The sequence below is a fragment of the Anaerolineae bacterium genome, from assembly GCA_016931895.1.
Taxonomy (GTDB): Bacteria; Chloroflexota; Anaerolineae; order 4572-78; family J111; genus JAFGNV01.
On the sequence record JAFGDY010000302.1, the window covers coordinates 1 to 14,054 of the forward strand.

A 14,054-nucleotide genomic window follows, 5' to 3' on the forward strand; every position below is an offset into this window, starting at 1 on the left:
CATCCGCCTGAAGTAGATTTCTCGTCGCTTCAGTCGCTTCCGCTTCCAAGCTCCTCGAAATGACATGCCGATGTATTTAAGAAACACATTCTGAAAGTAACGGTTTCAAACTAATCTCAGTATTGTTACCTGTTACCTTGCTACCTGCTACCTTGCTACCTGCTACCTTGCTACCTGCCACCCTGATGAAAGGTATTTTCCCGGACATCTACTTTCACCCTTTACCCTCTCGCCACCACTCCCAGGCAAACGCGCCAAAAACGCCAATCATTAACCCTAACACGCCGGCAATCACCGTATTCAGTAACCGCCCGGAGGAAACCGGCTCGGTGGGGAGAACGGCCAAACTGGCTATTTTCACCTTACCGTTACTAAAAGTCTCAAGCTGCGCTTCTTGCACCTTACGAGATAAGGTTTCATAGGTTTCGACAATAACGTCCCGTTCTCGGGTAAGTTGTTCCAGCCGGCCCTGTTGCGCGGCCAACTCGACCTGGAGGGCGGCAATATCGGCGCGCAGGGGTTCAACCTCGGCCTCAATGGCCGTTATCCGGGAAGCCAGCACTTTTTCCATGTCCGCCAAGCCGGCCACCGGGTCAACCGAGTCCAATTGTATCTGGTGCGTTTCCGCATCTTTCACCGCGCCGGCATTGATCATTTCAGATAACAAACTGGCCACCAACACCGGCGAACTATCGGCGGTGGTAGTTTTTGACAATAACTCAATCTCGCGCTGCATCTGGCGCAGTTGGACGAGAGCCGCTTCATAGTCGGTCAATAATTTATTTTTGGTTTGTAAACGTTGTCCAATCAGGCCAAAGTTACTTAGATCCGCGGTGTTATTCTCAAAAACCACAATACTACTACTACTACTACTGCCGCCACTGCTCTGGCCAACATCCCTGCTACTGTCGAACCCAAACCCGCTTTCCTCTCTAAAAGTAGTGAGGGCTGCGTCGGCCTGAGCCAGGGCCTGGGCCACGCTCTCTTGTTGTTGCTTAATCTGTTCCAGGTCCTTCTCATTGTTGCCGCCGTATAAGGTGTTGGCTTTTTCTACAAAAATTTCAGCCCAGGTATTGGCTGTTTGGGCCACCTCCTCGGCGTTTTTACCTTTAACCGTTAGCGCCAACAAATTGGGGTCTTCGCCGGACCGCGCTTGTAAATTGTTCTGAAGCTCCTGCCTGTCCCACCCGGTTGTTTCCACCAATTGCTCAAACATTTCATCGCTGGCGGCCAGGGTGGCGTAAGTATTAGAGCCGCGTTGTAGCAGTTGTTGGATATCCTGTTCCGGCATCGTCTGAAAACGGGAGTCAAACTGCAGGCGATAGCGAGGCTGGGTGGCTGTCACCAGGGCCGTCGCCTGGTAAGTGGGGGCCATCAAAGAACTAACCCCAAAGGCTATTATGGCCGCCGCCACGCCCAGCCCCACAATCCAGTACCAATATTTAATTAAAACCGCAATGTATTGTCGCAGGTCAATTTCTTCTTCCATTCGTCCGGTTATGCCTCACTCATAATTTGATTCAACAAAATAATGCCCCCACCTGACCTCCCCTTTGGAGGAGAGATAAAAGCCCCTCCCCTTGGGAGGGGTTGGGGGAGGGCTGCTCCCCAAATTCCTGAAGAACCCCAAATCTCTTGCCCCTCGGATGGCCAAGGATGAACGACCAACCAACATCATCGTTCGTCCTTGGTCGTTGGTCATTCGTCGCCTACACCGCCTTCTCTTCTGTCGCGGTCACTACGCCGCCGGGCCGGTCTGTCACCGTTACCCCAATCCGCACCGTAGTGCCGGGGGCTACCGCCGCCGTGCTGGGGTAAACCCAGCGCCCGCTGTTCGGGGGCGTCTCCACTGCGGCCCCGCTTTCAATCTCTGCGCCGCCGGTATCGGCCAGGCTCACGTTTACCGCTGTCACCGCAAAATCGTCGCTGGCCCGGACCACAATCTCGTCGCCCGCCGTCCCCCCGTAACCCGATAGGTCCACCTCGTCAATCGAGGGCGCGTTGAGAAAATCGGCAATGGTCAGGCTAAAGATCGGCTGCCCCTTGGCCGCCGCCGCTTCTTCGTACAGGGCCTTGGCCCCGGCGTCGGCCATCACCATTTTGCCGTACAACGTCGCCTGGCGGAATCGCTCCCGGGCGGTCAGTTGCGCCGCCGTCCATTCCCTGTCTTCAAAGTCCGGCTTGCGGCTGATGATCACCTCTTCCCCGTACCGCTTAAAAACCAAATCACCTACTTGCCCCCGGATCCTTTCCAGAACCGGATTCAACTTTACTTTCGCCATGGCAAAAGCTCCTTTCAGATTGTTTAGAGATTATTTAGAAACGGGGAAGTAAAGCGCAGGGGTGCAGGGGTTAACTGCCAACCTTCATCCTATTTAGATCCTATTTACATCCTATTTACATCTTACTTATACGCGCCGCCTCCGACAGGGTTGTTTGGCCATACTACCCCTCCCCCTGGCTCCGTTTTTCCCCAGTTTCTGCGTGGCCGGGAAAAACAGAACGGCAGTCCTCAATCCCCATTGACAACTGCCTGCATTAGGCGGCAATTCTAGCACAGTGTTTGTTTTTACACAAATCAAGTAAATAAGGCAGGCTATGGACTTTTTCAAAGGGCATATTCAGCCATTCAAGTCACTCCTTGATTACGGCCATTTGCTCATTCGTATATTCAGGCGTGCATTTTTTACGAAATGCCCGTTCATCTTTCCCCTTCATCCTCGGGCAGTCTCGCCGGCGGTCAAAATCTCCCGGCGAACCAGTTCGGTGATGATCTGTTCCACAATCTGGTCGGGGCTGTGGATGTCGGTTTCCACCAGCAGATCCGGCTGCTGCGGCGCTTCGTAGGGGGAGGTGATGCCGGTGAAGTCTTTGATCTCGCCCCGGATGGCCCGGGCGTACAAGCCTTTGCGGTCGCGGCGCTGGCACACGGCCAGATCGCACTTGACAAAAATTTCCAAAAACCGGCCTTCCGGCAGCAAAGAGCGGGCAAAGTCGCGGTCGCTCTGAAAGGGGGAGATAAAACTGCACAGGGCAATGTTGCCGTGCTCAAAAGCCAATTTCGCTACCTCGGCGGCCCGGCGGATGTTTTCTTTGCGGTCGGTCTCGCTAAAGCCCAGGTCGCCGTTCAAACCGTGGCGTAGATTGTCGCCGTCCAGGTACATGGTGCGGCAGCCCAACTCAAAGAGCCGCTGCTCCACTTTGCGGGCTACGGTTGACTTGCCGGAGCTGGACAGGCCCGTAAACCACAATACCGCCGCCCGGTGGCCGTTTTGTTGTTCGCGCTGCTCGCGCGTGGTTCCGGCTTGCTGCCACACCACGTCGGGCGATTGTTGGCGCGGTGAGGTGGGGGCTTGTTTTGTTTCAATTAAGTCGTCAAGCCGGCGCGCCTGGCCCCGGATCATGCCGGCGGCCACAGTGGCGTTGGTGTAGGGGTCAATCAAAATGAAACTGCCGGTGGCCCGGTTGAGTTGGTACCGGTCGTAAAAGAGCGGCTGGGTGGTGATCAGGCGAACCCGGCCAATTTCGTTCAGGGTCAGGGTGTCGGCCGGTTGGCGGTGCATGGTGTCAACGTCAATTTTGTAGTTGAGTTCTGAAATAAAGGCGTTGACCAGCCGGGTGGTGTGTTGCAGCCGGTAGGTAAGTTGGGGATTCAGCGGCGTTTCGTCCAGCCAACATATTGTGGCGTCAAGTTGGTTGCTCTTTTGGGGCAGGTTGCGGGTGCGCACAAGCATATCGCCCCGGCTGATGTCTATCTCGTCCGTCAGGGTCAGCGCCACCGCATCCCCCGTCACCGCTTCGTCCAGTTCCCCCTCAAAGCTGACAATGGCTTTTACCCAACTGCGCTGGCCCGACGGCAGCGCCACCACTTCTTCTCCAGGCGTGATCCGGCCCGAAGCTATCTGCCCGGCAAAACCCCGAAAGTCCTGGTTGGGCCGGATAACGTATTGCACCGGAAATCGAAAATCAATCAGGTTGCGGCTGGCCCCCACATTTGCCGTTTCCAGGTGATGCAGCAGGGTTGAGCCGTCGTACCAGGGCATGTTGGCGCTCTTTTCCACCACGTTATCGCCTTTTAGGGCGGAGATGGGGATAAAGAGAACGTCCTGCACCGCCAGTTTGGCCGCAAACTCGCGGTAGGCGGCCACAATCTGCTGGTAAACCTGCTGGCTGTAATCCACCAGGTCCATTTTGTTGACGGCTACTACCAGGTGCGGGATTTGCAGCAGCGAGGCAATAAAGCCGTGCCGTTTGGATTGGGTCAATACCCCTTTGCGGGCGTCAATCAGGATAATGGCCAGTTCGGCCGTGGAAGCGCCGGTGATCATATTGCGCGTATACTGGATGTGCCCCGGGGTGTCGGCAATAATGAACTTACGTTTGGGCGTGGCAAAGTAGCGGTAAGCCACGTCAATGGTGATTTTTTGTTCCCGTTCGGCCCGCAGGCCATCCATTAACAGGGCCAGGTCAACGTATTCGTCCCCGCGTTTGCGGCTGGCCTGTTCTACCGCAGCCAGTTGGTCTTCAAAAATGGCTTTTGAATCGTAGAGCAGGCGGCCAATAAGGGTGCTTTTGCCGTCGTCAACGCTGCCGGCGGTGCTTAAACGCAGTAAATCCATCTGCTAAAAATACCCCTGTTTTTTGCGATCTTCCATAGCCGCTTCCGAGCGTTTGTCGTCGCTGCGGGCGCCGCGCTCGGTGATGCGCGATACGGCCACTTCCTGAATGATGTCATCAACAGTGGCGGCCCCGGATTCAACCGCGCCGGTGCAGGTCATATCGCCAATCGTGCGAAAACGGACGACCTTATTCTCAATCTTTTCGCCGGGCAGCAGGCTGACAAAGGAAGAGGCGGCCAGCAACACTCCTTCCCGGCAAAACACGTCGCGCCGGTGCGAGAAATAGAGCGAGGGCAGCTCGATTTTTTCACGCTGGATGTACAACCACACGTCCAATTCGGTCCAGTTGCTTAAGGGAAACACGCGAAAATGCTCGTTGGGCCGTTTGCGGCCGTTGTATAGCTGCCACAGTTCCGGCCGTTGGTTTTTGGGGTCCCATTGCCCAAAAGCGTCCCGGTGAGAAAAGAAGCGTTCTTTGGCCCGGGCTTTTTCCTCATCGCGCCGCGCTCCTCCCAGGGCCGCTTCAAACTTAAATTCGGCAATGGCGTCCAGCAGGGTCACTGTTTGCAGGCCGTTCCGGCTGGCATAAGGGCCGGTTTCCTCTACCACCCGGCCCTGGTCAATGGAATCCTGCACGCGGCGCGCAATCAGTTGCGCCCCTATCTTTTCTGCCAGCGCGTCCCGAAAGCGCAAGGTTTCAGGGAAATTATGGCCGGTGTCTATGTGCAGCAGGGGGAAGGGAATTTTGGCCGGAAAAAAGGCTTTACGGGCCAGGTGCGCCAGCGCAATCGAATCTTTGCCGCCCGAAAACAGCAGTACCGGCCGCTCAAATTGGGCCATCACTTCGCGCATCACATAAACGGCTTCCGCTTCTAACTGGGCCAGATAAGAACGTAAGTATGAGTTCGAGCCGGTTGGGTTCATATTAAACGCGCCAAAATTTCCTCCGGTGCCTGCGGGCGGAGTTTGGGGTAAGCTTCCAATAGCCGGGCAATATCGGCCAGGTCTTTTTGACGTTTGCTGGGGCGTCGTTCCGGGTCTTGAGCCGCCCAAATTTTGCCCCGCAAAACATCTTCCAGACCGGCTACCGGCAGCTCTTTACCCAATATTTGGCGGGAGGTTGCTCTGCCTGGAAAAGAAGCATAACGAGGGTCAGTTTGAATCTGTACGCGTAAATCTGAGCCGGGTAACGTTACGTTCAAACTGTGCGGGAACGTTTTTATCTGAAAGGATTGCGCTAAAAGTTCCTGAAGCCGCTTGATCTGGTCAACGGCCACTACCAGATTAAGGTCCAGGCTGACCAATGGCTCCACATACGCGTTGACCGCCTGGCCGCCGATAACGCAATAGTCAATCCGGTATTCGGCCAGGAGGCTGAGCAGTTGTTCCAGGAGATTGGCCTGGTCCATAGTGATAACCTTCCAAAAAGCGCTGGCTTGCATTGTTTACTAATTTTTAGCAACTACTGGCTTACCTTTGGCAAAACCGTTAGGACGTGAGGCTCTTCTTAATTATAGAAGAGCCGGTTGCTCCGGTCAAATATGGTTTATCAGGCCAATATTTGCCCAATCCGTTGAGCCGCCTGGCCGTCTCCATACAGGGCCGGGGGAGGGGATGGGGGCGAGAATGTTTCAACGGCCTGGGTAATTTGGCCCGTATCCGCCCCGGCCAGAATATTCCAGCCGGCCTGCACGGTCTCCACCCATTCGGTCTCGTCACGCAGGGTGATGCACGGCACGCCCAGCCAGCAGGCTTCTTTTTGCAAGCCGCCGGAGTCGGTTAAGATCAGCCGGGCCGCCTGGGCCAGTTTCACCATATCCAGGTAGCCCACCGGCTCAATAAGGTGAACGTGGGGCGCGGGCGTATAAGCTAAAGACATGATCACTTTGCGCGTCCGGGGGTGAACCGGAAAGACGACGGGTTCGGCCAGGGCGTCAAACGCGGCTAAAATATTGCTCAAACGGGCCGGATCATTGGTGTTTTCGGCGCGGTGAACCGTGGCCAGAAGATACTGTTTTGGGGCCAGCTTGAGCCGGGCCAAAACGTTTGATTGCTTTTGGGCCAGTTTGGCCGCAAAAGCCAGGGCGTCGGCCATCACATCGCCTACCAGGTGAACCCCCGTGGTAATGCCCTCTGCGGCCAGGTTGTCCACCGCCGTCTGGCTGGGGCAGAACAACAGCGTTGAGACATGATCGGCCACCAGCCGGTTGATTTCTTCGGGCATGGCCCGGTTGAAGCTGCGCAGGCCGGCTTCCACGTGAGCCACCGGCAAGTGCAGTTTGGCCGCAGCCAAGGCCCCGGCCAGGGTAGAGTTAGTATCCCCGTAAACCAGCACCCAATCCGGTTGTTCGGCCAGAAGCACCGCTTCCAGCCGGGTCAGCATTCGGCCCGTTTGCCGGCCTTGCGGGCCGGAGCCAACTTCCAGGTTCACCTCCGGTTCAGGCAGTTTCAACTCTTCAAAAAAAACCCGCGACATTTCGTCATCATAATGTTGGCCGGTGTGGACCAATATTTCGGTGTGTTTTTCCCGCAATACCCGGCTCACCACCGCCGCTTTAACAAACTGGGGCCGCGCTCCCACCACAGAAACAATCTTCATCGTTCAATCCTCGTTTTTGACCGGCAGCGGGTCGTCTTCGGGCCAATCCAGGCAGCGCAGCACGCCCGGCTCAACTTCCCGGTAGCGCCAGCCGCTTTCCGGGCAAACAAAATGGCCATCGGCGTTTTGATCCGTCAGGCGATGCCCGTGGCGGCTCATCCAGCCCTTTTGCCTGGCCGGCACGCCCAACATCAGCGCATAATCGGGCGCGTCGCCCCGCACCACCGCGCCCGCGCCAATAAAGGCATACCGGCCAATGGTGGCGCCGCAAACAATGGTGGCATTGGCCCCAATGGTCACCCCGCGCCGCACCAGTGTTGTTTGGTATTGGCTGTGCCGTTTGATCTGCGAGCGAGGATTGATCACGTTGGTAAAAACGCACGACGGCCCGCAGAAAACGTCGTCTTCCAATTCCACGCCGGTGTAAACAGAAACATTGTTTTGGATCTTAACGTTATTGCCGATAACCACGTTATTGGCCACCAGCACATTTTGCCCCAAAATACAACGTTCACCAATTTTACTATGAGCCATCACGTGGCAAAAGTGCCAAATTTTGGTGCCGGCCCCTATTTCACAGGGTTCGTCCAGATAGGCGCTGGGGTGGGCATAATACTGTTCTGAGAGACCAACGACCACCGACGAACGACCAACATTGTTCTTTTGACCTTCATCGTCCGTCATTGGCCCTTCGTCCTTCGTCGTTGGTCCTTCGTTCCTCGTTCCTCGCCCCTCGTCGTCCGTCATTGGTCGTTCGTCGTTCGTTTGCCATCCTTCGTCCTTCGTCGTTGGTCGTTCGTTGTACAAATATTCGGCTCCTTCTTCTCGCAGCCTGGTTTCCCCTAAAATTGCCCGGCGCATGGCCTGTAATTTGGCGCTTAACTTCTCGCCGGCCTGATAAACGGTTTGCGGTAAAGTTGGGTCATCCAGATAATTGCGCCGCTCAATCAAACGCTGGCATGCCACGGTTTCAATCAGAGAACGAACAGCCATACCCAGAAAACGAGCCTGTTCGGGGTTGGTTTGGCCGGTTGAACCTTCGGCAATGTTTAAGCCAATTGATACCGCCGCCCGGCGTAACTGCGAGGCCAGGTTGTATTTTTCGTATTCCGGCAATTTATCCGCGATTGTGTAACATAGATCGGTATATTCTATGGCCAGTTGCCAGACTTCCAGTTTTTCAAATTTGTGCACAGCTTTATCCTATAAAGAGACGAATGACCACCGACCACCGACCACCGACCACCGACGAACAATGGTCCTTCGTCATTGGTCTTTCGTCATTGGTCTTTCGTCATTGGTCTTTCGTCGTTGGTCCTTCGTCATTGGTCTTTCGTCATTGGTCCTTCGTCATTGGTCTTTCGTCGTTGGTCTTTCGTCGTTGGTCCTTCGTCATTGGCCTTTCGTCGTTGGTCGTAATTCAAAGGCTTCAACGGGCAAAGCCACCGGCTCGCCGTTCATTACCAGGGAACGTTGGGCGGCTTGCAGCACCTTTAGCACGCGCAGCCCGCTGTAACTGTCTGTTATGGGCGGGCGGCGGGTAGTTATGGCCTCCAGAAACGCTTGGCACTCTAAACGCAGCGGCTCGTCTAAAGCAAAGGGCACCTCATCCCCTTCTCTTTTGATAGGAACCGGTTCGCCTTTTTGAATTTCGACCCGCTGGTCGTATAACACCAGTCGTTTAGCCACGTCGTCAAAACTGGCCATTTTTTCCGACCCGATCACCACCAGCCGTTGTTCCTTGAAGGGGTGCAGCCAGGAAACATAAATATGGGCGCGGACCCCATTGTCAAAGAGCAAATTGGTGGTTGTCACGTCGGCAATATTGGGCTGCACGTAACTGCCGCCGCAGGCAATCACCTGGAAGGGGAGACTGCCCATCAAGCGCAGGATCACGGCTACGTCGTGCGGGGCAAAACTCCACAAGATATTCTCCTCGCGGCGTATTTTGCCCAGGCTTAGCCGGTTGGAATAAATGTAGCGCACTTTGCCCAACGCGCCCTGGCTCACCAATTCCATCAACTTTTTTACCCCTGGATGATATTCCAGCACGTGGCCCACCATCAGGATGCGCCGGCGTTCTTCCGCCAGTCGAACCAGTTCAATTCCATGTTCGTAGGTTAGCGCCAGCGGCTTTTCCACAAACACATCTTTCCCGGCCATCAAAGCCTGTTTGACCAGGTGATAATGAGTTTCAGCGGGCGTGGCAATAACCACCCCGGCCGTTTTGGTGGCCAATGCTTCTTGCACCTCGGCCACGATAGTTGCTTGAGGGGCCAATTCTGTCGCCGTAGCCCGGCCGGCGGGGGTAGTATCACACACCATGTCTAATGCGCCAAGCTGATTAAAGTTTCGCACCAGGTTTTTGCCCCAGTATCCACAGCCAATAACGGCTACCTTGTCAGTTGTCACGGTTAACTCCTAATGTATTGTATTTTTTAGCTCAATGTGTTTTTATGGTTTTGGCCCAGGCTTCATTGTTCCGGTACCAGGCTACCAGTTCGCTTATTCCTTGCCGAAAGCTGCTTTGCGGCTGCCAATCCAGCAGTTGTTTGGCCTTGCTAATATCGGCCCAGCTTTTGGTTATGTCGGCCGGATGGCGGGGGGTATACTCTAACCTGGCTTTTTTGCCCACCGCCGTTTCAATCAAGGCAATGGCTTCCTTGAGTACAATTGGCTCATCCGAACCCAGGTTGATGATCTCATACCCTACCGGCTTCAAACCGGCCAGGGTGCCCCGGGCAATATCATCTACATAAGTGAAGTCACGGAATTGTTGGCCATCGCCAAAAACCAACACGGGTTGTTCCCGGCTGATCCACTGCACAAAACGAAACAGGCTCATGTCCGGCCGGCCGGCCGGCCCGTAAACCGTAAAATAACGAAAAACGGTCACGTCAAGATTGTAGAGATAGTGGTATGAATAACAAAGCGCCTCCGCCGCTTTTTTTGAAGCGGCGTAAGGCGAAAGGGGCCGGTTGGTATTTTGATCTTCCCGCCAGGGCATGGGATTATTTGCGCCGTAAAGGCTGGACGTAGAGGCCAGAATGAATTTTTGGATGCCGCTTTCCCGGCATAGTTCCAACAGGTTCAATGTGCCGGTAACGTTAGTTTCAAAATAAACCCAGGGATTCTCAACCGATTGGCGCACGCCGGCGCGAGCGGCCAGATTTATCACGGCGTCAAACCGCTGCCCCTTGAGAGCCGAATGTGTCAAAGCCGGGCGGTCGGTAATATCCAGACGGTGAAACTCAAAACCGGCGCGGTCTTTAAGTTGCTGCAACCGCCATTCCTTAAGGCGAACATCGTAGGCGTCGTTGAGATTGTCCAGCCCCAGCACGGTATGATTTTCGGCCAGCAAAAATTCACAAACCTTCCAACCAATAAAGCCCGCCGCTCCGGTAACAAGGTAGTTGCCCACTACAGTTTCACCACCCGCGCTGCGCTGCCTGTCACCGCTCGCGTTGCGTTTCGCGTATCCACTACTAATTGACTATATTTTAACACCCATGGCCAATCGTAGGTGTTATGCGCGGCGGTAATAACCACACAATCGGCTTGCTGCAAGGCGGCCTGATTCAGGGTGATGCTGGTTAAAACCAGGCCGTCTTCATTCAAGTGGGGCACATAGGGGTCGTGATAAATCACCTCCGCCCCTTTGGTTTGCAGTAAGTGGATCAGGTCCAGGGCCGGCGACTCTCGCAGGTCGCCCACATCCTCTTTATACGCTACGCCCAAGATCAAAATACGGGAACCTTTCACCGCTTTTTTGTCTTCATTGAGCGCGTCAACAATTTTGTCCGTCACGTATTGGGGCATGCCAAAGTTGACTTCCGCGGCCAGTTGGATAAAGCGGGCGTTATAATTGAGTGTTTTTAATTTCCAGGCCAGATACTCCGGGTCAATGGGAATGCAGTGGCCGCCCAGCCCCGGGCCGGGATAAAAGGACATAAAACCAAAGGGTTTGGTTTTGGCGGCCTCAATCACTTCCCACACCTCAATCCCCAGCCGGTCGCACATAATGGCTACTTCATTGACCAGGGCAATATTGACCGCCCGGAACGTATTCTCCAGCAGTTTCACCATCTCCGCCACCTTGGGCGACGAGACCGGGATGACCTGCTCAATAGCGCTGGCGTATAGGGTTTGCGCTACTTCCAGGCACTTGGGCGTTACCCCGCCGATGACCTTGGGCGTATTGTGCACCATCCAATCCTGGCGGCCGGGATCAATGCGTTCGGGAGAAAAGGCCAGAAAGAAGTCGGTGCCTGCCATATAAGTTTGTCCATTCGCCTTTTCCAGGCGAGGCAGGATCAGTTCTTCAGTGGTGCCGGGATAGGTGGTGCTTTCCAGAACAACCAGCATGCCGGCATGGAGCCGGTAAGCAATTTCGTCTATGGCGGAAATAACATAAGACAGGTCGGGGTCTTTGGTTTTGCCTAAGGGAGTTGGTACGCAAATAATGGCCGCATCAGCTTCCGTTAAACCGTCGTAGGTGGTGGTCGCCTTTAGCTTGCCCTGGGCGACCAATTGGGCGATTGTTTCGGTGGGCACGTCAGAAATACATGAGATGCCCTGGTTAAGGGTATCCACTCGTTTGGGGTTGATGTCAATTCCTACCACCTGAAAACCGGCTTCGGCAAAAATAACGGCCAGCGGCAGGCCCACATATCCCAGCCCAATAACGGCCACCGTGGCCTCCCGGTTTTTGATCTTGGCTATTGCCTCTTTTTGGATATCGGTTACCATTTTTTTGTCCTTTAAAAAGTATGTTGCTCTTTTTTATATGATAATAAAAACAGGATGAGACCGATACTTTTGTGGAGCGACAAGCGGCATGTCATCCATTCGCTTTGCTCAGGACAAGTTTCGAGGCCATAGGCCGAGAAATCTCCTTCTAAACGATACGGCTTCGAGGAGATTTCTCCTGTAAGCGTAGCGGCGTGGAATGACATGCCCACTATTGTTGCTGAAAGTATCGGTTTCAAACTAATCTCAGTATGTAGTACCTGATCGGCAATAAATTAGGGCCAGTATTGCGCCTGGCCCTATCTCCAATCTTATTTCATTGCTTCATCCCGGCTAACACAAACCGCTATTTTAGCACAACCGTTTTTGCCGGGCAAAAAATTATGGATTTAGTTCTTGCACGTTTGGCTTTAGCTCTAATTCTTTTACCAGGGCCTGGAGTTCGGCATTGTTTAATTCCCGGCCTTTGCCGGCGTAGGCAATGAGAGCCGCTTCTAACATATTGGTGCCAAACGATCGCCCTTCTACCCGGGGCGTGCTGGTGACCAGGTAAGCCAGGCCGCGCGATTTTAAAAGATCAACGTCCTCCGCGGTGGTGGTATTGGTAATGATCACTTTTCCGCTCAAGTCAAGGGGCATGTAACGGCGAATGTATAAAAAATCCCCGGCAATGACCGGCCCGTAGTTGAACCATTTATCGTATTTGGGAATATTTTCATCTTGGCTCTGGCCGGTAGGGTAAAGCATACTAATGGGCATCAGCCCCACCATAGGCAGCAAGATGGCGGCTATGGTGCGTAATCGTTGCAGGCCGTACACCGGAATAGGCAGGCCCAGGCCAAACATGAGGTCGCAAAAAACTAAGTCAAAGTTGGCCTCGTGCAGCGACTCGGCCAGGCCAAAACGGTCGGCGGCCAGGGGCATCATGGCTTTGCGGGGCAAGATGGGCCGCTTGAAGTGGGGTTCGGCCAACTGGAAGACATTCCGTTCAATAACCATCTTGATGCCGCGTCCATCGGTGCAGGGAGTCTGTTTAACGTCTTTGATCAAGTTCAGGCCCGAGCGCAGCGGATAATCCTTGTTTTTCACCCGCACGTAAAGCTCAACGCCGCCGACGCCCAAAGCATCCACCCGGCCGTCCATCTCGGCAAACAGGGCGCGCGCCTTTTTTTCATCGCCGTCACAGCCAATCCGTTCCAGAATAATGATTTGGTCGCCCAATTTGAAGTCAATCTTTTTATCCCGTTTGGAGCTGCCCAAACTAATGCTAACCACGTGTTTCATAATGTTGCTCCTGGTCAAAAAAGCTATAGCTCAATATCGGCTACTGAGTTGACGACATGGTTGGGACGGTAGGGAAAGTGAGCGATCATCTCGGTTTTAGTAACGCCGGTCAACACCAAAATTGTCTCCATCCCGCTCTCTAGCCCTACTTTGATGTCGGTGTCCATCCGGTCTCCAACGATCACGGCATTCTCGGAATGTTCGTCCAGGTAACGCAGGGCCGAGCGCATCATCAGCGGATTGGGTTTGCCCACAAAATAGGGACTGAAACCGGTTGCTTTTTCTATCAAGGCCGCTACCGCGCCACAGGCCGGAGTTAGCACGCCCTGTTCTGCCGGACCTGATGGATCGGGGTTGGTAGCAATAAAGGGCACCCCATTTGAGATGAGTTCAGTAGCTCTAACAATTTTATCGTAGGCGTAAGACATTGTTTCTCCCACAATCACGTAATCGGGATGATAATCGGTGAGGGTGTAGCCAACATCGGCCAGGGCCTGGTACAGTCCTATGTCTCCCAATACATAAGCCGAGCCGTTTGGTTTTTGTGATTGCACAAAAGCCGCCGTGGCCAGGGCGCTGCTGTAAATGTGGTCGGTAGCTATCTTGATCCCGGTTGCTTGCAGGCGATGTTGTAAGTCGGTGGGGGTGTAGCGCGAATTGTTGGTTAGAATAAGATATTTGTGTCCCTCTTTGATCAGGCGATGAATAAACCCGGCCGCTCCGGGGATGGCCTTTTGGCCGTGTACCAACACGCCGTCCATGTCTATCAGGTAGGTTTTTTTGTTATCCATTATTGTATCCTT

Annotated in this window: 12 protein-coding genes; all 12 read right to left on the minus strand. The window is 54.2% G+C overall.

Translation table 11 applies throughout. The annotated features are described in order from the left end of the window. Positions 1–214: 214 nt before the first annotated feature. The 12 genes from JW953_23190 to JW953_23245 all read right to left on the minus strand — a co-directional run bounded on the left by JW953_23190 (position 215) and on the right by JW953_23245 (position 14,042). Positions 215–1,489, minus strand: coding sequence for a hypothetical protein (locus JW953_23190; protein MBN1995612.1), 1,275 nt, complete (start codon positions 1,487–1,489; stop codon positions 215–217). A gap of 220 nt (positions 1,490–1,709) precedes the next feature. Then, positions 1,710–2,282, minus strand: a complete 573-nt coding sequence (locus JW953_23195; protein MBN1995613.1) for a hypothetical protein — start codon at positions 2,280–2,282, stop codon at positions 1,710–1,712. Positions 2,283–2,714: 432 nt separating this feature from the next. Beyond that, a complete protein-coding gene (cysN, locus tag JW953_23200) occupies positions 2,715–4,619 on the minus strand; it encodes a sulfate adenylyltransferase subunit CysN (protein ID MBN1995614.1) in 1,905 nt (634 codons plus the stop codon). Positions 4,620–4,622: 3 nt separating this feature from the next. Further along, positions 4,623–5,543: a sulfate adenylyltransferase subunit CysD gene (gene cysD, locus JW953_23205; GenBank protein MBN1995615.1), complete on the minus strand. Its 921-nt coding sequence runs from the start codon at positions 5,541–5,543 to the stop codon at positions 4,623–4,625. Further along, complete coding sequence (locus tag JW953_23210) at positions 5,540–6,028, minus strand: hypothetical protein (protein MBN1995616.1); 489 nt, start codon at positions 6,026–6,028, stop codon at positions 5,540–5,542. Before JW953_23210 ends, cysD begins: the two co-directional genes overlap by 4 nt. A gap of 140 nt (positions 6,029–6,168) precedes the next feature. Beyond that, the gene (wecB, locus tag JW953_23215; GenBank protein MBN1995617.1) at positions 6,169–7,218 is read right to left on the minus strand and encodes a UDP-N-acetylglucosamine 2-epimerase (non-hydrolyzing); all 1,050 of its coding nucleotides are present in this window, start codon (positions 7,216–7,218) and stop codon (positions 6,169–6,171) included. Positions 7,219–7,221: 3 nt separating this feature from the next. Then, a complete protein-coding gene (locus tag JW953_23220) occupies positions 7,222–8,412 on the minus strand; it encodes a four helix bundle protein (GenBank protein MBN1995618.1) in 1,191 nt (396 codons plus the stop codon). A 198-nt stretch (positions 8,413–8,610) separates the two neighbouring features. Next, positions 8,611–9,630, minus strand: a complete 1,020-nt coding sequence (locus JW953_23225; protein ID MBN1995619.1) for a Gfo/Idh/MocA family oxidoreductase — start codon at positions 9,628–9,630, stop codon at positions 8,611–8,613. A gap of 31 nt (positions 9,631–9,661) precedes the next feature. Beyond that, a complete protein-coding gene (locus JW953_23230) occupies positions 9,662–10,639 on the minus strand; it encodes a GDP-mannose 4,6-dehydratase (protein MBN1995620.1) in 978 nt (325 codons plus the stop codon). After that, a complete protein-coding gene (locus tag JW953_23235) occupies positions 10,639–11,967 on the minus strand; it encodes a nucleotide sugar dehydrogenase (protein MBN1995621.1) in 1,329 nt (442 codons plus the stop codon). Before JW953_23235 ends, JW953_23230 begins: the two co-directional genes overlap by 1 nt. A gap of 381 nt (positions 11,968–12,348) precedes the next feature. Continuing rightward, positions 12,349–13,251, minus strand: coding sequence for a quinate 5-dehydrogenase (locus JW953_23240; GenBank protein MBN1995622.1), 903 nt, complete (start codon positions 13,249–13,251; stop codon positions 12,349–12,351). A 23-nt stretch (positions 13,252–13,274) separates the two neighbouring features. Further along, positions 13,275–14,042, minus strand: a complete 768-nt coding sequence (locus JW953_23245) for an HAD family hydrolase (protein ID MBN1995623.1) — start codon at positions 14,040–14,042, stop codon at positions 13,275–13,277. Positions 14,043–14,054: the final 12 nt, after the last annotated feature.

What these genes read in the sequence shown, in the direction of transcription:
- JW953_23190 (MBN1995612.1), bottom strand. Translation starts at nt 1,489, where the DNA reads ATGGAAGAAGAAATTGACCTGCGACAATACATTGCGGTTTTAATTAAA.
- JW953_23195 (MBN1995613.1), bottom strand. Translation starts at nt 2,282, where the DNA reads ATGGCGAAAGTAAAGTTGAATCCGGTTCTGGAAAGGATCCGGGGGCAA.
- cysN (MBN1995614.1), bottom strand. Translation starts at nt 4,619, where the DNA reads ATGGATTTACTGCGTTTAAGCACCGCCGGCAGCGTTGACGACGGCAAA.
- cysD (MBN1995615.1), bottom strand. Translation starts at nt 5,543, where the DNA reads ATGAACCCAACCGGCTCGAACTCATACTTACGTTCTTATCTGGCCCAG.
- JW953_23210 (MBN1995616.1), bottom strand. Translation starts at nt 6,028, where the DNA reads ATGGACCAGGCCAATCTCCTGGAACAACTGCTCAGCCTCCTGGCCGAA.
- wecB (MBN1995617.1), bottom strand. Translation starts at nt 7,218, where the DNA reads ATGAAGATTGTTTCTGTGGTGGGAGCGCGGCCCCAGTTTGTTAAAGCG.
- JW953_23235 (MBN1995621.1), bottom strand. Translation starts at nt 11,967, where the DNA reads ATGGTAACCGATATCCAAAAAGAGGCAATAGCCAAGATCAAAAACCGG.
- JW953_23240 (MBN1995622.1), bottom strand. Translation starts at nt 13,251, where the DNA reads ATGAAACACGTGGTTAGCATTAGTTTGGGCAGCTCCAAACGGGATAAA.
- JW953_23245 (MBN1995623.1), bottom strand. Translation starts at nt 14,042, where the DNA reads ATGGATAACAAAAAAACCTACCTGATAGACATGGACGGCGTGTTGGTA.